The 18,796-nt window shown below is 68.9% G+C and carries 9 protein-coding genes and 2 pseudogenes; 7 read left to right on the forward strand and 4 right to left on the reverse strand.

The window, feature by feature from the left end; genetic code table 11:
* Positions 1-69: 69 nt before the first annotated feature.
* The 3 genes and pseudogenes from E4N62_RS05015 to E4N62_RS05025 all read right to left on the reverse strand — a co-directional run bounded on the left by E4N62_RS05015 (position 70) and on the right by E4N62_RS05025 (position 3,383).
* Positions 70-1,045: pseudogene (locus tag E4N62_RS05015) on the reverse strand (IS5 family transposase).
* Between the two features lie 307 nt (positions 1,046-1,352).
* Positions 1,353-2,216: a phosphatase PAP2 family protein gene (locus E4N62_RS05020; RefSeq protein ID WP_230212098.1), complete on the reverse strand. Its 864-nt coding sequence runs from the start codon at positions 2,214-2,216 to the stop codon at positions 1,353-1,355.
* A 132-nt stretch (positions 2,217-2,348) separates the two neighbouring features.
* Positions 2,349-3,383, reverse strand: coding sequence for a LacI family DNA-binding transcriptional regulator (locus tag E4N62_RS05025; protein ID WP_308184840.1), 1,035 nt, complete (start codon positions 3,381-3,383; stop codon positions 2,349-2,351).
* 465 nt (positions 3,384-3,848) lie between these two features.
* On the opposite strand from E4N62_RS05025, the gene E4N62_RS05030 reads away from it, so the two are divergent.
* The 4 genes from E4N62_RS05030 to E4N62_RS05045 all read left to right on the forward strand — a co-directional run bounded on the left by E4N62_RS05030 (position 3,849) and on the right by E4N62_RS05045 (position 9,089).
* Complete coding sequence (locus E4N62_RS05030) at positions 3,849-5,120, forward strand: extracellular solute-binding protein (protein ID WP_230212100.1); 1,272 nt, start codon at positions 3,849-3,851, stop codon at positions 5,118-5,120.
* A 127-nt stretch (positions 5,121-5,247) separates the two neighbouring features.
* Positions 5,248-6,252: a carbohydrate ABC transporter permease gene (locus E4N62_RS05035; RefSeq protein ID WP_230212101.1), complete on the forward strand. Its 1,005-nt coding sequence runs from the start codon at positions 5,248-5,250 to the stop codon at positions 6,250-6,252.
* Between the two features lie 13 nt (positions 6,253-6,265).
* Positions 6,266-7,192 (forward strand): sugar ABC transporter permease, encoded by a 927-nt coding sequence (locus E4N62_RS05040; protein ID WP_230212102.1) that lies wholly within the window; start codon positions 6,266-6,268, stop codon positions 7,190-7,192.
* 220 nt (positions 7,193-7,412) lie between these two features.
* Positions 7,413-9,089: a glycoside hydrolase family 13 protein gene (locus E4N62_RS05045; RefSeq protein WP_230212103.1), complete on the forward strand. Its 1,677-nt coding sequence runs from the start codon at positions 7,413-7,415 to the stop codon at positions 9,087-9,089.
* A gap of 89 nt (positions 9,090-9,178) precedes the next feature.
* Here E4N62_RS05045 and E4N62_RS05050 read toward each other — a convergent pair whose 3' ends face one another.
* On the reverse strand, positions 9,179-9,733 hold the full coding sequence (locus E4N62_RS05050; RefSeq protein WP_230212104.1) for an SLATT domain-containing protein: 555 nt from the start codon (positions 9,731-9,733) through the stop codon (positions 9,179-9,181).
* Positions 9,734-9,991: 258 nt separating this feature from the next.
* On the opposite strand from E4N62_RS05050, the gene E4N62_RS05055 reads away from it, so the two are divergent.
* From E4N62_RS05055 to pulA, 3 genes and pseudogenes are all read left to right on the forward strand, one after another.
* Positions 9,992-11,374 (forward strand): alpha-amylase family protein, encoded by a 1,383-nt coding sequence (locus E4N62_RS05055; protein ID WP_230212105.1) that lies wholly within the window; start codon positions 9,992-9,994, stop codon positions 11,372-11,374.
* Between the two features lie 281 nt (positions 11,375-11,655).
* A pseudogene (locus tag E4N62_RS49260) lies at positions 11,656-13,333 on the forward strand (IS200/IS605 family accessory protein TnpB-related protein).
* Positions 13,330-18,756, forward strand: coding sequence for a pullulanase-type alpha-1,6-glucosidase (gene pulA, locus E4N62_RS05065; protein WP_230212106.1), 5,427 nt, complete (start codon positions 13,330-13,332; stop codon positions 18,754-18,756). The pseudogene E4N62_RS49260 and the gene pulA overlap by 4 nt, the downstream one beginning before the upstream one ends.
* Positions 18,757-18,796: the final 40 nt, after the last annotated feature.

Consider the following 18,796-nt stretch of genomic DNA (forward strand, 5'->3'; position numbering starts at 1 on the left):
GTCCGGGCCGGGGCGGTGCCACCATTCGGACCGGGGGATCCGTGCCCTAGGGTCTGTATGGAGTTGTGATCAAGGCTGTGATCCGAGGTGTCGGATCCAGAGGAGGCCGGCGCATAATTCGAGTCCGGCCTGGTAGCTTTCAGGCTTTTTGTCGTAGCGGACGGCGAGGCCACGCCAGTCCTTGATCTTGTTGATGGTGCGTTCGACGCTGTTGCGGAGCTTGTACAACTGCTTGTCCCAGGTGACGGGCCGTCCGCCGCGTGAGCCACGGTTCTTGCGGTGGGCGGCCTGATCCTTCTTCTCGGGGATGACCGCTTTGATCCCGCGTTTGCGCAGGTGGGAACGGTTCTGGCGGGACGAGTACGCCTTATCGCCCGCGACTGCGTCCGGCCGGGTGCGGGGCCGGCCGACCGGGCCGGGGACGTGGATCTTGTTCAGGACGGGGATGAACTGCGGACTGTCCCCGGCTTGCCCCGCAGTGATCTTCAGTGAGAGGGGCAGGCACTGCGGCACACAGGACAGGTGCGTCTTCGTGGTCAGTCCGCCGCGGGAACGCCCCAGGTCAGCAGCGGCGAGCCGGGCCCTGCGGCGACGCCTCACACGTCGTCGTTCTTCCCGCTCCGGGTCCAGCTGCCCGTCTTGTTCCTGGCCGGCGCCCCTTTTTTTCCGCGGCGGCCTTCTCCAGCACGTCCAGGATCTCGGGCTCCACGATCATCCCGGCAGCATCATGATGGGCCCGGACCGTGGTCGAGTCCACGCTGACCAGCGACAAGTCCACCAGGCCCCGCTTCGCCGCCTCGGCGATCGCACCCTGGAACACCGCGGTGAACACCCCGGCATCCCGCCACTGCCGAAACCGGCCGTAAACGGTGGACCAGCGCCCGAACCGTTCGGGCAACTCCCGCCATTTCGCCCCGTTCCTGAACCGCCACACGATGCCCTCGAAGTGCGCCCGCAGATTCTCCGGGTACGGCCCATACTCACCGACCGGCAGGAACGGGGAGACGAACTCCCACTCGGCATCCGAAAGTTGAGGTCGAGACACCCCACCGTTTTACCCCAGGGCCCCCGGCTTTCCCAGGCCGGGGGCTCACGAGATCACAACTCCATACAGGCCCTAGTCCGGGTCGGCGGGTCGGTGCCGCTGGCCGGGTGGGCGGGTCGGTGCCCTACGGCCCTTTCGGGGCGAAAAGCACGGGGCGCAGCCCCTGCTTTTCAGGGGCGCGGGGAACTGCGCGAGAAGCCCCACCGGGCCGCACCCGACAACGCACAGCCCGCCCTGCGCACCCTTCGGCCCGCCCGCGCACCCCTTTGTCAGGCCCTGCGGGAAGCCGCCGGCGCCCCGGCCGGGCCTACGCCTTGACCGGTTCCAGTTCCGGTTCCCGGATGCCCCCCGTCACCTGGCGCGGCAGCGCGTACGGCAGGGCGCCGTACCAGGCGCGGGCCACGCCGTAGCCGAAGGCCAGGCAGAGCATGCCGCCGACCGCGTCCAGCCAGAAGTGGTTGGCGGTGGCGACGATGACGACGAGTGTCAGCGTGGGGTAGAGCAGGCCCAGTACCCGCACCCACGGCACCGACGCCAGCGCGAAGATCGTCAGCCCGCACCACAGCGACCAGCCGATGTGCATGGACGGCATCGCCGCGTACTGGTTGGACATGTTCTTCAGGTCGCCCGAGGCCATGGAGCCCCAGGTCTGGTGGACGACGACCGTGTCGATGAAGTTCTCGTCGGTCATCAGCCTGGGCGGGGCCAGCGGGTAGAAGTAGTAGCCGACCAGGGCCACGGCGGTGGTCGCGAAGAGGACCAGACGTGTCGCCGCGTAACGGCCCGGATGACTACGGTAGATCCACACGAGGACACCGAGCGTGACGATGAAATGCAGGGTCGCGTAGTAGTAGTTCATGCCGACGATCAGCCATGTCACCGAGTTCACGGAGTGGTTGATCGTCTCCTCGACCGCGATCCCGAGGTGGTGCTCCACCTTCCAGATCCAGTCGGCGTTCTTCAGCGCCTGCGTCTTCTGCTCCGGGACCGCGTTGCGGATCAGGGAGTACGTCCAGTAACTCACCGCGATCAGCAGGATCTCGAACCACAGACGCGGCCTGCGCGGGACCCGCAGCCGGTGCAGGACCCTCTGCTCCGGCGCGTCCGTGACGGACCGCGGAGCGGCCTGCTCCCGGCCTTCCTCCAGTGTCGTCACGGTCGTTTCACCCATGGGCACAGAGTCTGCCAGAAATCCGGTACCCCACCGATCATCCTCTGGTCGGGTTCGTCACGCACGTTCGTCGGGGTGGCGCCGAGGGCCTTGTCCTCCGTACGTACCGCATCGTTCCCCCATATCTCCGCCTCAGGTACGAGAGCGGTCCCCAGGCGCCGAGGCGGTCGACCCCCGCACCACCAGTTCCGGCATGAACACGAATTCGCTGTGCGGCGCCGGAGTCCCCCCGATCTCCTCCAGCAACGTCCGCACCGCCGCCTGTCCCATCGCCGGCACCGGCTTGCGGACGGTCGTCAGCGGTGGGTCGGTGAAGGCGATCAGGGGGGAGTCGTCGAAGCCGACGACCGAGATGTCGTCCGGGACCTCCAGCCCCCGCTGCCGGGCCGCCCGGATCGCGCCGAGCGCCATCATGTCGCTCGCGCACACCACCGCCGTGCAGTCCCGGTCGATGAGCGCCATGGCCGCCGCCTGGCCGCCCTCCAGCGTGTAGAGGGAGTGCTGGACGAGTTCGGACTCGACGGTCGCCGCCGGGAGCCCCAGCTGGTCCTGCATCGTGCGGACGAAACCCTCGATCTTGCGCTGCACCGGCACGAACCGCTTCGGACCCAGCGCCAGACCTATCCGGGTGTGACCGAGCGAGACCAGGTGCGTCACCGCGAGCGACATCGCCGCCCGGTCGTCCGGCGAGATGAAGGGGGCCTGCACCTTCGGTGAGAAACCGTCGACGAGGACGAACGGCACGCCCTGGGCGCGCAGTTGCTCGTAACGCTGCATGTCGGCGGAGGTGTCGGCGTGCAGACCGGAGACGAAGATGATGCCGGCGACCCCCCGGTCGACCAGCATCTCCGTCAGCTCGTCCTCCGTCGACCCGCCGGGGGTCTGGGTGGCGAGCACCGGGGTGTATCCCTGCCGGGTCAGCGCCTGGCCGATGACCTGCGCCAGGGCCGGGAATATGGGGTTCTCCAGCTCCGGGGTTATGAGGCCCACCAGCCCCGCGCTGCGCTGCCGGAGCCGGACCGGCCGCTCGTAGCCCAGCACGTCGAGGGCGGCCAGAACGGACTGGCGAGTGGTCGCGGCGACGCCCGGCTTCCCGTTCAGGACGCGGCTGACAGTCGCCTCGCTGACCCCCGCCTGGGCTGCGATGTCGGCAAGCCGTGTGGTCACAGCACTGGACTGTACCGGCCGGACCTGCGCTTGCCCACCGGCCCGGCGTCGGGGGCGGGCGGGGATGCGGCCCGGCGCGGGCTGCTGGGTCATCGCGGTCCCTCGTGATTCTGGTCGGTGTCCGTGGGGGCGCCCGTGTGCGGAAGGGGTGGACTTCGCAAGGCGCTGACAGGGTGATGATGGCCGCCCAGGCCATGGGTGGCAAGAGCTTGCAGAGTCTTGCACAGCCTCCTGAACCCCAGCTGAGCTGCCCTGATGGCAGGTTTCGGCCAAGTCGAGTGCAGGTTAAGGGCCGATAACCATCCCCTGTGGTTGCAATTTTTTGCAGCAAGGTCTTTCGTCGCGCTTACAACGCTGTTACGTTCGGCCTCGCCCGGCGGCGGCGACGGCGCGGCCGGAACCCGGCAGGAGCGGCAGACGGGGCCCTCTGCCCGGTACACGGGCTTTCACCCTCAAGGAGATCTCATGCGGCGTGGCATAGCGGCCACCGCGCTGGTGGCGTCGATCGCCCTCACGGCGACGGCCTGCGGCGGAAGCGACAGCGGCGAATCGGCCGACGGTCCGGTCACCATCACCTGGTGGGACACCTCCAACGCCACCAATGAGGCGCCGACGTACAAGGCCCTGGTCAAGGAGTTCGAGGCCGCCAACAAGAACATCAAGGTCAAGTACGTCAACGTGCCCTTCGACCAGGCGCAGAACAAGTTCGACACCGCCGCCGGCGCCACGGGCGCGCCGGACATCCTGCGCTCCGAGGTCGGCTGGACGCCCGCCTTCGCCAAGAAGGGCTTCTTCCTGCCGCTGGACGGCACCGAGGCCCTCAAGGACCAGGACGAGTTCCAGCCCAGCCTGATCAAGCAGGCCCAGTACGACGGCAAGACCTACGGCGTCCCGTTCGTCACCGACACCCTGGCGCTGGTCTACAACAAGGAGCTCTTCGAGAAGGCCGGCATCACCGAGGCCCCGAAGAGCTGGGACGACCTGAAGAAGGCCGCCGCCACCGTCAAGGACAAGACCGGCGTCGACGGTTACTGGGGCTCCACCCAGGCCTACTACGCCCAGTCCTTCCTCTACGGCGAGGGCACCGACACCGTCGACGTCGCGCAGAAGAAGATCACCGTGAACTCCGCCGAGGCCGAGAAGGCGTACGGCACCTGGCTGGACCTCTTCGACGGCAAGGGCCTGCACAAGGCGGACACCACCGCCGACGCCTACGCCCACATCCAGGACGCCTTCGTCAACGGCAAGGTCGCCTCGATCATCCAGGGCCCGTGGGAGATCACGAACTTCTACAAGGGCTCGGCCTTCAAGGACAAGGCCAACCTGGGCATCGCCACCGTCCCGGCCGGATCCACCGGCAAGGCGGGCGCCCCGACCGGCGGCCACAACCTCTCGGTCTACGTCGGCTCGGACAAGGCGCACCAGGAGGCGTCGCTGAAGTTCGTCAACTTCATGACCTCGGCGAAGTCCCAGGAGACCATCGCCCTGAAGAACTCCACGCTGCCCACGCGCGACGACGCCTACACCGCCGAGGTGAAGGCCGACCCGGGCATCGCCGGCTACCAGACCGTGCTCGCCGCCGCCCAGCCGCGCCCCGAGCTGCCCGAGTACAGCTCCCTGTGGGGTCCGCTGGAGACCGAGCTGCTCGCGATCGCCGGCGGCAAGAAGTCCCTGGACAAGGGCCTGGGCAACGCGGAGACCGCGATCGCCAAGCTGGTCCCGGACTACAGCAAGTGATCCCGGGTGGCCGCCGTGTCCCACCCTCCCGGCCGCGGCCGGGAGGGTGGGACACGGCGGCCACCGGCCCGGTCCCCGGGCAGCCCGGCCCCCGATCTTCCAGTGATCTTCCAGAAGGTGTCGAACGATGACAGTCGCCATCGACCGAGCGACCGGCCAACGCCGAGGTGAACCGGGCGGGCGCCCGGGCCCGCTGTCGCGCCTGAAGCAGTCGTACCAGCGGTACTGGTACGCGTACGCGATGATCGCCCCGGTGGTCGTCGTGCTCGGCGTCCTGGTGCTGTATCCGCTGGCGCGCGGGCTCTACCTCACCCTCACCAACGCCAACAGCCTCAACTCGGCGCGCACGATCGGTGCCAACCACATCGAGGCCACCTACGAGTTCATCGGCTTCGACAACTACGCCGACATCCTCTGGGGCCCGACGTCGTACGACCGCTTCTGGTCGCACTTCATCTGGACGATCGTCTGGACGGCGCTCTGCGTCGCCCTGCACTACTTCATCGGCCTCGGCCTCGCGCTGCTGCTCAACCAGAAGCTGCGCGGCCGCACCTTCTACCGGCTGATCCTGGTCCTGCCGTGGGCCGTGCCGACCTTCGTCACCGTCTTCGGCTGGCGGTTCATGCTCGCCGACGGCGGTGTGATCAACGCCGGCCTCGAAGCGCTGCACCTGCCGGCACCGCTGTGGCTGGAGGACACCTTCTGGCAGCGGTTCGCCGCGATCATGGTCAACACCTGGTGCGGTGTGCCGTTCATGATGGTCTCGCTGCTCGGCGGCCTGCAGTCCATCGACTCCTCGCTGTACGAGGCGGCGGAGATGGACGGTGCGAGCGCCTGGCAGCGCTTCCGCTACGTCACCCTGCCGGGCCTGCGCTCGGTCAGCTCCACCGTCGTACTCCTCGGCGTCATCTGGACGTTCAACCAGTTCGCCGTCATCTTCCTGTTGTTCGGCGACACCGCGCCCGAGGCGCAGATCCTCGTGACCTGGGCCTACTACCTCGGCTTCGGGCAGCAACCGCGTGACTTCGCGCAGTCGGCGGCCTACGGCATCCTGCTGCTGGCCATCCTGATCGTCTTCACCTCCTTCTACCGCCGCTGGCTGAACCGCGATGAGCAGCAGCTCGCGATCTGAGGCAGGAGCCCCCATGAGCACCACGACGCCCACGACGACCGGCCGGGCCACGGCCGCCGCGGACCGGCCGACCGCGCCGACCCCCTCGGCGCCCAGGACGACCCGCCGACGCGGCGAGAACAGCCTCGCCGGCTCCCTCGCCTCCCACACGATCCTCATCGTCGCGAGCCTGGCCGCGCTCTTCCCGATCGCCTGGCTGGTCTTCCTGTCCCTCGGACCGGACAAGGACGATTACCTGCATCCCGGGCGCATCTTCGGCAAAATGACCTTTGCCAACTACTCGCACGTGCTTCAGGAGACACCGTTCTTCGACTGGCTGATCAGCACCCTCGTCGTCTCGCTCGGCACCACCGTCCTCGGGGTGCTGATCGCGGCGACCACCGGTTACGCCGTCTCCCGCATGCGCTTCCCGGGCTACCGGAAGTTCATGTGGGTGCTCCTGGTCACGCAGATGTTCCCGGTGGCCGTCCTGATGGTGCCGATGTACGAGATCCTCTCGGAACTGCGGCTCGTCGACAGCTACCTCGGCCTCGTCCTCGTCTACTGCTCGACGGCCGTGCCCTACTGCGCCTGGCTGCTCAAGGGCTACTTCGACACGATCCCCTTCGAGATCGACGAGGCGGGACGCGTCGACGGGCTCACCCCCTTCGGCACCTTCGCACGGCTGATCCTGCCGCTCGCCAAGCCGGGCCTCGCGGTCGCCGCGTTCTACAGCTTCATCACCGCGTTCGGGGAGGTCGCCTTCGCCTCGACGTTCATGCTGTCCGACACGAAGTACACCTTCGCCGTCGGTCTGCAGAGCTTCGTCAGCGAACACGACGCCCAGCGCAACCTGATGGCGGCCACCGCCGTGCTGGTCGCGATCCCCGTCTCCGCGTTCTTCTACCTCGTGCAGAAGAACCTGGTGACAGGACTGACCGCAGGCGGCACGAAGGGGTGACGCTCCGCTGGGAGGGGCGCGCGGGGTCGTCCGTTGTCTGCGGCTCCGGTGGGGCTTCTCGCGCAGTTCCCCGCGCCCCTGAAGGGGCGCGCAGGCCCCCTCTCCCGAGAACCCGAGGCGGTCGTGGTGACCATCCGACCCCGCTGTCACCGCGGCCGCCTCGTCCCCCTTCCCGTCCTCATCCTTCTGCCCAGATGACCCGTCACGCATCAAGGACGTCATGAGCCACCAGCACTCCACCACCACCCCCACCGCGACCCCCGCCGAGGCACAGCGCAGCGATTGGTGGCGCGACGCGGTGATCTACCAGGTCTATCCGCGCAGCTTCGCCGACAGCAACGGCGACGGCATGGGCGACCTGGAGGGCGTACGTTCCCGACTCCCGTACCTGCGCGACCTCGGCATCGACGCCGTGTGGCTCAGCCCGTTCTACGCCTCCCCGCAGGCCGACGCCGGCTACGACGTCGCCGACTACCGCGCGGTGGACCCGATGTTCGGGTCACTGCTGGACGCCGACGCCCTGATCCGCGACGCCCACGGGCTCGGCCTGCGCGTCATCGTCGACCTGGTCCCCAACCACTCTTCCGACCAGCACGAGTGGTTCAAGCGAGCGGTGGCGGAGGGCCCCGGTTCGCCGCTGCGCGACCGCTACCACTTCCGCCCCGGCAAGGGCGCGGACGGTGAACTCCCGCCCAACGACTGGGAGTCCATCTTCGGCGGCCCGGCGTGGACGCGGGTGACGGAACCGGACGGCTTCCCCGGCGAGTGGTACCTGCACCTCTTCGCCCCGGAGCAGCCCGACTTCAACTGGGACCACCCGGCGGTCGGTGACGAGTTCCGCTCCATCCTCCGTTTCTGGCTGGACATGGGCGTCGACGGCTTCCGTATCGACGTCGCCCACGGCCTGGTCAAGGCGGACGGCCTCCCGGACCTCGGCGCCCACGACCAGCTGAAGCTGCTGGGCAACGATGTCATGCCCTTCTTCGACCAGGACGGCGTCCACGCGATCTACCGCGAATGGCGCCTGGTCCTGGACGAGTACGCGGGGGACCGCATCTTCGTCGCGGAGGCCTGGACCCCGACGGTCGAACGCACCGCGAACTACGTCCGGCCGGACGAGCTCCACCAGGCCTTCAACTTCCAGTACCTGGGCACCGACTGGGACGCGGCCGAGCTGAAGGTCGTCATCGACCGCACGCTGGACGCGATGCGACCGGTGAACGCCCCCGCGACCTGGGTGCTGTCGAACCACGACGTGACCCGCCACGCCACCCGCTTCGCCAACGAACCGGGCCTCGGCACGCAGATCCGCCTCGCGGGCGACCGCGCGCTGGGCCTGCGCCGCGCCCGCGCCGCCTCGCTCCTGATGCTCGCGCTGCCCGGCTCGGCCTACGTCTACCAGGGTGAGGAACTCGGCCTCCCCGATGTCGTCGACCTGCCGGACGAGGTCCGCCAGGACCCCGCGTACTTCCGGGGCGCCGGCCAGGACGGCTTCCGCGACGGCTGCCGGGTGCCGATCCCGTGGACCCGCGCCGGCTCCTCGTACGGCTTCGGCACCGGCGGCTCCTGGCTGCCGCAGCCCGCCGCATGGGCCGACCTGAGCGTCGAGGCGCAGACGGGCGTCGCGGAGTCGACCCTGGAGCTGTACCGCACGGCCCTGTCCGTCCGCCGCGAACAGCCCGGCCTCGGCGCGGGCGACTCGGTGGAGTGGCTGAAGGCCCCCGTCGGCGTCCTGGCCTTCCGCCGGGGCGACTTCGTGTGCGTCGCCAACACCACGGGCGAGGCGGTCCGGATCCCCGCGTACGGCCGGGTCCTGGTCGCCAGCGGCGAGGTGACGGTGGCCGACGACGAGGCGAAGCTGCCGGGCGACACGACGGTGTGGTGGACGACCGGCTGACGGACCGTTCGAGGAGACGCGGTCCCGTCCGACGGGACGTGAGCTCGCCACCCGGTCGACCGGGTGGCGAGCTTTCTCATGTGCCGACCCTAGCCATCGTTGGTCCGGGTGCGAGGCGTGGTCGTCACGTCCGACTGATCCTGCCGCAGGCCGAGCCAGCCTTCCAGGTCTCGCGACACCACCGAATTCAGTACATCGAACCCGTCCGCCGCCGCGTCCTGGGGATCGTCCCCGCGGGCGAGCCGGAATTGCAGGGTCCTCTTCACCAGCTGGATCTGCCCCAGCATCTCGCTGCGCTGTATCCAGAGCTCCCGCTCACGGAACATGCCGTCCCACGAGTTGACCACGCCGATGGACCCGGCGAGCGCCGTGCTGAGCAGGCCCAGCCAGGTCGAGTTCCAGACGGCGACTATCGCCCCCGTCAATGCGATGAGGGCCGCGGCGAACGAATTCCACAACGTGATGTACTTGAACCGGTTCTTGGCCGTCAGACGGGTCTTGGCGAACTCCTTCTCGTAGTAGTCGAGATAGTGCAGCAGAACGGCCACGGAGTCCGCCCCTCCGGGCAGCGGCGGCGGCAGATCGATCCCCGAAGTCCTGCGTGGCCTCTTTCTGCCCGGCTGCTCGGCCCCTGTGTCACCCATGGCGGGGAACCTAGCGCTCACACCCCTGAGCGTCATCCCGGTGGCCTCGCCCAACTCCCCACCCTGTGAAGAGGTTTCGCGCGTGTGAAGAAGGTGTGTCCGGAGGGTTGACCGTTGGGCGAGTGACTCGTACTTTCCTCTCGGTTGAAAGTTTTCAGTCATCTTGCAGCAAGAATCCGCAACGTTCCTGCCGCAAGCGGGCCCCTCCCCGGCCCACGAAACCCCCTCGGAACCCTTCAACGGAGAAGGACCCCACACATGGCCAGCAGAACCCTCTCCGGCGCGCTCGCTCTCGCGGCCGGCGCGTCGATCGCGCTCGCGGTGCCCACGACGACCGCGTACGCCTCGCCCCCCGGCACCAAGGACGTGACCGCCGTCCTGTTCGAGTGGAACTTCGCCTCCGTCGCCAAGGAGTGCACCAACACCCTCGGCCCCAACGGGTACGGCTACGTCCAGGTCTCGCCGCCCGCCGAGCACATACAGGGCTCGCAGTGGTGGACGTCGTACCAGCCCGTCAGCTACCGGATCGCAGGGCGGCTCGGGGACGCCACCGCCTTCAAGAACATGATCGACACGTGTCACGCGGCCGGCGTCAAGGTCGTCGTCGACACGGTCGTCAACCACATGTCGGCCGGGAGCGGCACCGGCACCGGCGGCTCGTCGTACTCGAAGTACACCTACCCCGGCCTGTACTCGTCGTTCGACTTCGACGACTGCACCGCCACCATCAGCGACTACTCCAACCGCGCCAACGTCCAGAACTGCGAGCTCGTCGGCCTCGCCGACCTCGACACCGGTGAGGAGTACGTCCGGTCGGCCATCGCCGGGTACATGAACAGCCTGCTCGGCCACGGCGTCGACGGCTTCCGGATCGACGCCGCCAAGCACATCCCCGCCGCCGACCTGGCCAACATCAAGTCACGGCTGAACAACCCGTCCGTGTACTGGAAGCAGGAGGCCATCCACGGTTCCGGGGAGGCCGTCCAGCCGAGCGAGTACACCGGCAACGGGGACGTCCAGGAGTTCCGGTACGCCTTCGACCTCAAGCGGGTCTTCAACAACGAGAACCTCGCCTACCTGAAGAACTACGGCGAGGGCTGGGGGTACATGAACAGCTCGGTCGCCGGGGTCTTCGTCGACAACCACGACACCGAGCGCAACGGCTCCACCCTCAGCTACAAGGACAACGCCAACTACACCCTGGCCAACGTCTTCATGCTGGCCTATCCGTACGGCGCGCCCGACGTCAACTCCGGCTACGAGTTCACCGACCACGACGCCGGACCGCCCAACGGTGGTGCCGTCAGCGCCTGTTGGCAGAGCGGCTGGAAGTGCCAGCACGCCTGGCCGGAGATCATGCGCATGGTCCCCTTCCGCAACGCCACCCGCGGCGAGGCCGTCACCGACTGGTGGGACAACGGGGGCGACGCGATCGCCTTCGGCCGCGGCGGCAAGGGCTTCGTGGCCATCAACCACGAGTCGGGCAGCCTCAGTCGCACGTACCAGACCTCCCTCGCGGCCGGCACCTACTGCAACGTGCAGAACAACACGACCGTGACCGTGAACAGCTCCGGCCGGCTCACCGCGACCCTCGGCTCCAACACCGCCCTCGCGATCTACGCGGGCAAGACCAGCTGCTGACGGTCCTGTAAGTGTTTTCCATTGCTTTCAAGTCTCTTGCTGAAACGCTTTCGGCGGCGATACGGTCACGCGGGGCTTGGAACTGCTGACGTTGGAGTGGTTCAAGAGCGTTCGGGTGAGCGGGGGTGAGTGTGGATGGCCTGTGTCGAGCCGCACACCTGGCTTGTGATGCCGGTTTTCGATGGAGAACTGACGTTCTCTCATCGAATGCGTGACCTTCATGGGTGGTGCTCGTTTCCCGGGCGACGATGTATTCGAGTCGGGCCGGGCGGGGTGGCGGGGTGGGTGAGCTGCGGAGCATCGCGGCGCCGTTCGTCGCGTCCGGGCCGTCCGGTGTGGCTGTCCGCACGCGTCTGAAGCAGCTGACGCCGGGTGATGAGAAGGTGCTGCGTCTGGTGGGCGGGCATCTGGGGTCGCTGGCCTCGAAGGATCTCAAGGCGCGCTGCTGGGACGGCCTGGAGCATTCCGGGCAGGCGTGGGCGGTCCGCAAGCGGGAGCTGACGCCCGCCTCGTCGTCACGCTGGGCGGGCAGTATCACCAAGACCACGCACGACCAGTGGGCGCTCGCCCGCCGCTGCCAGCTCGCGCACATCCAGAATCTGGAAGCGGGGATCCGCACGATCGAAGCCCGGCTGGCGCTGCCGGTCGGGCAGAAGGGGACGAGAAAGGCGCCGGGGGGTTACCGGTCGCGGCGGGAGTGGCATGCGAAGTCGCGGCGGCTGCGGGTGCTGCAGGACCGGCTGACTGTCGCGCGGGCCGACCGGGAGGCTGGGATCGTGCACGTGGTGCGGGGCGGCAAGCGCCTGGCCCGTACCCGGCACCATCTGGAGGAGGCTGGGCTGACGGAGTCCGCGTGGCGTGGGCGGTGGGAGGCGGAGCGCTGGTTCTGCCAGGCGGACGGGGAGTCCGGCAAGCGCTACGGCAACGAGACCATCCGCATCAGCCCCGAGGGCGAGGTCAGCATCAAACTGCCCGCGCCGCTCGTGTATCTGGCGAACGCCCCGCACGGACGGTACGTCCTGGCGTGCCGGGTCGCGTTCGCGCACCGGGGCGGTGACTGGGCGGACCGCGTCGCGGCGAACCGGGCGATCGCTTACCGCATCCACCTGGATACGGGCCGGGAGCGCTGGTATGTGACCGCGTCCTGGCAGATCCCGCCCACCCCACCCTCCCCTCGAGGCAGCCCTCGCGCACGGCGTGATCGGCGTCGACATGAACGCCGACCACCTGGCCGCCTGGCGCCTGGACGTCCACGGCAACCCCACCGCCAGCCCGCGCCGCTTCTCCTACGACCTGACCGGCACCGCCAGCCATCGTGACGCCCAGGTCCGCCACGCCCTGACCCGCCTTCTGCACTGGGCCCGCGCCTGCGGGGTGAAGACGATCGCGGTGGAGGACCTGGACTTCACCGCCGAGAAGACCCGCGAGAAACACGGCCGCCGCACACGCTTCCGCCGGCTGATCTCCGGCATGCCCACCGGCAGACTCCGCGCCCGGGTGGCCTCGATGGCCGACGCCACGGGTGTCGCGGTCATCGCCGTCGACCCGGCCTACACCAGCCGCTGGGGAGCCCAGCACTGGCAGAAGCCCCTCACCACCACAACACGTAAGACCACTCGCCACGAGGCTGCTGCCGTGGCGATCGGAAGGCGCGCCCAGCAACACCCGGTCCGGCGACGGACGCCACCGCCCCCACGGCACCGGAGTGATGCGGTGGGGCATCGGACCGTCCAGGCCGGATCAGGTGTTGCCGGGCGTGAGGAATCCCGCCCCCGCATCCCCGGACCACGGACACGATCCGTGCCGCCCGGGTGCGGAGCGAACGCGGGCAACCAGAACGCCCAACACCGTCCGGGGCGTTCGGCCGAGCATGAGACCTGGCAACAGGACTCACTCCCGCTCGGTCTCCAGGAACGGTCGGACCCACCAGAGCCGTCATCGCAAGGAGCCCATCTGTGATACCGAGATGGCCGACGCCGTCGAGGCGCCGAACAACCCACGCCGGACGGACCGCCGTGGTCGGCGCGGTCACCGTGACCGCGCTGACCGCGGCGCTCGTCCAGCCCCTGGCCGCCGGGGCCGCCACACCGCCCGCACCGCCGTCCGACGCGAAGCTGGCGAAGAGCGCCGCACGTCACGACCTCACCCGCGAGCAGTTCTACTTCGTCCTGCCGGATCGTTTCGCCAATGGGGACAGGGCGAACGACAAGGGCGGGCTGACCGGTTCGCGCCTCGCCACCGGCTACGACCCCACCGACAAGGGTTTCTACCAGGGCGGTGACCTCAAGGGCCTGACCAAGAAGCTCGACTACATCAAGGGCCTCGGCACCACCTCCATCTGGATGGCCCCGATCTTCAAGAACCGGCCCGTGCAGGGGACGGGGGCCGACGCCTCCGCCGGCTACCACGGTTACTGGATCACGGACTTCACCCAGGTCGACCCGCACTTCGGCACCAACAAGGACCTTCAGACCCTGATCTCCAAGGCGCACGCCAAGGGCATGAAGGTCTTCTTCGACGTCATCACCAACCACACCGCCGACGTCGTCGACTACGACGAGAAGTCCTACGACTACCTCTCCAAGGGCGCCTTCCCCTACCTGACCGAGGACGGGAAGCCCTTCGACGACGCCGACTACGCGGACGGCAGGAAGAACTTCCCCTCCGTCGACCGGCACTCCTTCCCCCGCACCCCCGTCGTCCCGGCCGCCGAGAAGAGGACCAAGGTCCCCTCCTGGCTGAACGACCCGACGATGTACCACAACCGGGGCGACTCCACCTGGGCCGGCGAGTCCGCCACCTACGGCGACTTCGTCGGGCTGGACGACCTGTGGACCGAACGCCCCGAGGTCGTCTCCGGCATGGAGAAGATCTACGAGAAGTGGGTGCGGGACTTCGGCATCGACGGCTTCCGGATCGACACCGTGAAGCACGTGAACATGGAGTTCTGGACGCAGTGGGCCACCGCGCTCGACGCGTACGCCGCGAAGAAGGGCCGCGACGACTTCTTCATGTTCGGCGAGGTCTACTCCGCCGACACCGCCGTGACCTCCCCGTACGTCACCCAGGGCCGCCTCGACTCCACGCTCGACTTCCCCTTCCAGGACGCGGCACGCTCGTACGCCTCCCAGGGCGGCAGCGCGAAGAAGCTGGCGTCGGTCTTCGGCGACGACTACCGGTACACGACCGACAAGGCCAATGCCTACGAGCAGGTCACCTTCCTCGGCAACCATGACATGGGCCGCATCGGGACCTTCCTCAAGCAGGACGACCCCAAGGCGTCCGACGCCGAACTGCTCGCCAAGGACAGGCTCGCCAATGAGCTGATGTTCCTCAGCCGGGGCAACCCCGTCGTCTACTACGGCGACGAGCAGGGCTTCACCGGCGCGGGCGGCGACAAGGACGCCCGCCAGACGATGTTCGCCTCGAAGACGGCCGACTACCTGGACGACGACCTGCTCGGCACGGACCGCACGCACGCCGAGGACGCGTACGACACGGGTGCGCCGCTCTACCGGCAGATCAGCGCGCTCGCGGGGCTCCGCAAGGCCCACCCGGCCCTCGCCGACGGCGTGCAGACCGAGCGCTACGCGGCCGACGGGGCCGGCGTCTACGCCTTCTCGCGGACGGACGCCCGGACCGGCATCGAGTACGTCGTCGCCTTCAACAACGCGGACGACGCAGAGAGGGCCACCTTCGCCACGGGGTCGGCCCGCATGACCTTCAAGGGCGTCTACGGCACCGACGGCAAGGTGACGAGCGCCGCGGACAAGAAGGTGACCGTCACCGTCCCGGCCCGCTCGGCGATCGTCCTCAAGGCCGCCCGTTCCCTCGCGAAGCCCGCCACCAAGCCGTCCCTCACGCTCGACGCCCCGGCCGCCGGCGCCACCGGCACGGTCGAGATCGGCGCGGACGTGGACGGCGGACAGCTCAACCGGGTCGTCTTCGCCGCCCAGGTCGGCAACGGCACGTGGAAGACGCTGGGCTCCGCCGACCACGCCCCCTACAAGGTCACCCAGACCATCGGCGAGGACGTTCCGGCCGGCACCGCATTGCGGTACAAAGCAGTGGTGATCGACCGGACCGGACGTACCGCGAGCGCCACCGCGACCTCCACCACGGGCACCCCGCCCGCCCCCGAGGTCCCCACCGCCTCCTCGCGCGACCACGCGATCGTCCACTACCAGCGCGCCGACGGCGACTACACCGACTGGCGGCTGTACGCCTGGGGCGACATCGCCGAGGGCGAGGGGACCACCTGGCCCGACGGGCATGACTTCATCGGGCGGGACGCGTACGGCGCCTTCGCGTACGTCAAGCTCAAGCCCGGTGCCACCAGCGTCAACTACCTCGTCATCGACAAGGACGGCACCAAGGACGTCTCCGCCGACCGCTCGATCGACGTGACGAGGACGGGCGAGATCTGGGTCGAGCAGGGCGAGGAGGCCGTACGGACCGAGAAGCCGGCCGGCGACTACCCCGAGCAGGACAGGACCAAGGCCGTCCTCCACTACCACCGCGCCGACGGCAACTACGACGGCTGGGGCCTGCACGTCTGGTCCGGCGCCGCGCACCCCACGGACTGGGCCGAGCCCCTGGAGCCGGTGCGGACCGACGCCTACGGCGCCGTCTTCGAGGTGCCCCTCACCGACGGGGCCACCAGCCTCAGTTACATCATCCACAAGGGCGACGAGAAGGACCTCCCCACCGACCAGGCACTCGACCTCAAGACCAACGGACACGAGGTGTGGCTGCTGAACGGTCAGGAGAAGTACCTGCTCCCGCAGCCGGCCGGTTCCGCCGCCGCCCTCGACCTCACCACCTCCAAGGCGGTCTGGATCGACCGGAACACCCTCGCCTGGAACGGCGACGACACCGCCGCCTCCACCCAGCTGCTGTACTCGCGCTCCGGCTCGATCACGGCGAAGGACGGCGCCCTCACCAGCACCGACGAGCGATGGCTGCGGCTGAACAGGTCGGCCCTGACCGACACCCAGAAGGCGAAGTTCCCGCACCTGAAGGCGTACACCGCGTGGACCGTCGACCCGCGCGACCGCGACCGGGTCCGTGCGGCCCTGCGCGGCCAGCTGGTGGCCTCCCAGCGCGCGGCCGACGGCGCCGTGCTCGCGGCGACGGGCGTCCAGATCGCCGGTGTGCTCGACGACCTCTACGACGGATCGGCCGCCGACCTCGGCCCGACGTTCCGCAAGGGCCGGCCGACGCTCGCCGTCTGGGCCCCCACGGCACAGTCGGTGCAGCTCGAACTCGACGGGAGGACCGTCCCCATGAAGCGGGACGACACCACCGGCGTCTGGTCCGTCACGGGTGAGAAGTCCTGGAAGAACAAGCCCTACCGGTACGTCGTGAAGGTGTGGGCGCCCAGCGTCCGGGGGCTCGTCACCAACAAGGTCACCGACCCGTACTCCGTCGCCCTGACCGCCGACTCCGAGCGCAGCCTCGTCGTCGACCTGGCGGACAGGTCCCTGGCGCCGAGCGGCTGGTCGTCGTACACCAAGCCGAAGGCCGTACCGCTGAAGGACGCGCAGATCCAGGAACTGCACGTCCGGGACTTCTCGATCGGCGACGGCACCGTGCCCGCGAAGGACAAGGGCACCTACCTCGCCTTCACCGACAAGGGCAGCACCGGCTCCCAGCACCTGCGGGAACTGGCGAAGGCCGGGACGTCGTACGTGCACCTGCTGCCCGTCGCCGACATCGCCACCATCCCCGAGAGGAAGGCCGACCAGGCGACCGTCGACTGCGACCTCGGCTCCTACGCCGCCGACTCCGACAAGCAGCAGGAGTGCGTGGCGAAGGTCGCGGCCAAGGACGCGTTCAACTGGGGCTACGACCCGTACCACTACACCGTCCCGGAGGGCTCGTACGCCACCGACCCGGACGGGACACGGCGCACGGTCGAGTTCCGGAAGATGGTGCGGGCCCTCAACGACGACGGCCTCGGGGTCGTGCTGGACGTCGTCTACAACCACACCCCCGCCAGCGGCCAGGCCGACGAGAGCGTCCTCGACAAGGTCGTCCCCGGCTACTACCACCGGCTCCTCGCCGACGGTTCGGTCGCCACCTCCACCTGCTGCGCCAACACCGCGCCCGAGAACACCATGATGGGCAAGCTGGTCGTCGACTCCATGGTCACCTGGGCCAAGGAGTACAAGGTCGACGGGTTCCGCTTCGACCTGATGGGGCACCACCCGAAGGCCAACATCCTGGCGGTGCGCAAGGCCCTCGACGCGCTCACGATCGAGAAGGACGGCGTCGACGGGAAGCGGATCATCCTCTACGGCGAGGGCTGGAACTTCGGCGAGGTCGCCGACGACGCCCGCTTCGTCCAGGCCACCCAGAAGAACATGGCGGGGACCGGCATCGCCACCTTCTCCGACCGGGCCCGTGACGCCGTGCGCGGCGGCGGCCCCTTCGACGAGGACCCGGGCGTCCAGGGCTTCGCCTCCGGACTGCACACCGAGCCCAACTCCTCGGACGGCAACGGCACCCCGGCCGAGCAGAAGGCCCGGCTGCTGCACTACCAGGACCTCATCAAGGTCGGCCTGAGCGGCAACCTCGCGAACTACCGGTTCACCGACACCGACGGCAAGGAGGTCAAGGGCTCCGAGGTCGACTACAACGGCGCCCCCGCCGGATACGCGGACGCCCCCGGCGACGCCCTCGCCTACGTCGACGCGCACGACAACGAGTCGCTGTTCGACGCGCTCGCCTTCAAGCTGCCGGCCTCGACGAACGCCGCCGACCGGGCCCGTATGCAGGTCCTCGCGATGGCGACGGCCGTCCTCTCGCAGGGCCCGGCGCTCTCCCAGGCGGGCACCGACCTGCTGCGGTCCAAGTCCCTGGACCGCAACTCCTACGACAGCGGCGACTGGTTCAACGCCGTCCACTGGGACTGCCGGGACGGCAACGGCTTCGGCCGGGGCCTGCCCCTCGCGGCCGACAACCAGTCCAAGTGGCCCTACGCCAAGCCCCTGTTGACCACGGTGAAGGTCGGCTGCGAGCAGATCGAGGGCGCCTCGGCCGCCTACCGCGACCTGCTGAGGATCCGTACGACGGAGGACGCCTTCTCCCTCGACACGACCGGACAGGTCCAGTCGAAGCTGTCGTTCCCGCTGTCGGGGAAGGACGAGACCCCGGGCGTGATCACCATGGAACTCGGTGACCTCGTCGTCGTCTTCAACGCCACCCCCGAGGAGCGGAAGCAGACCGTGGACGACCTGGCCGGGACGGCGTACGCCCTGCACCAGGTGCAGGCGTCGGGCGCGGACTCTACCGTCCGCGAGGCGTCGTACGAAGCGGAATCGGGGACCTTCGTCGTTCCGGGACGGACCGTGGCGGTCTTCGCACGATCCGGCCGGTAGGACGCTAGCTTGGGTGGTGCGGCCGGAGCGGGGATCCGGT

The organism is Streptomyces sp. MNU76, from assembly GCF_020982545.1.
Lineage (GTDB): Bacteria > Actinomycetota > Actinomycetes > Streptomycetales > Streptomycetaceae > Streptomyces.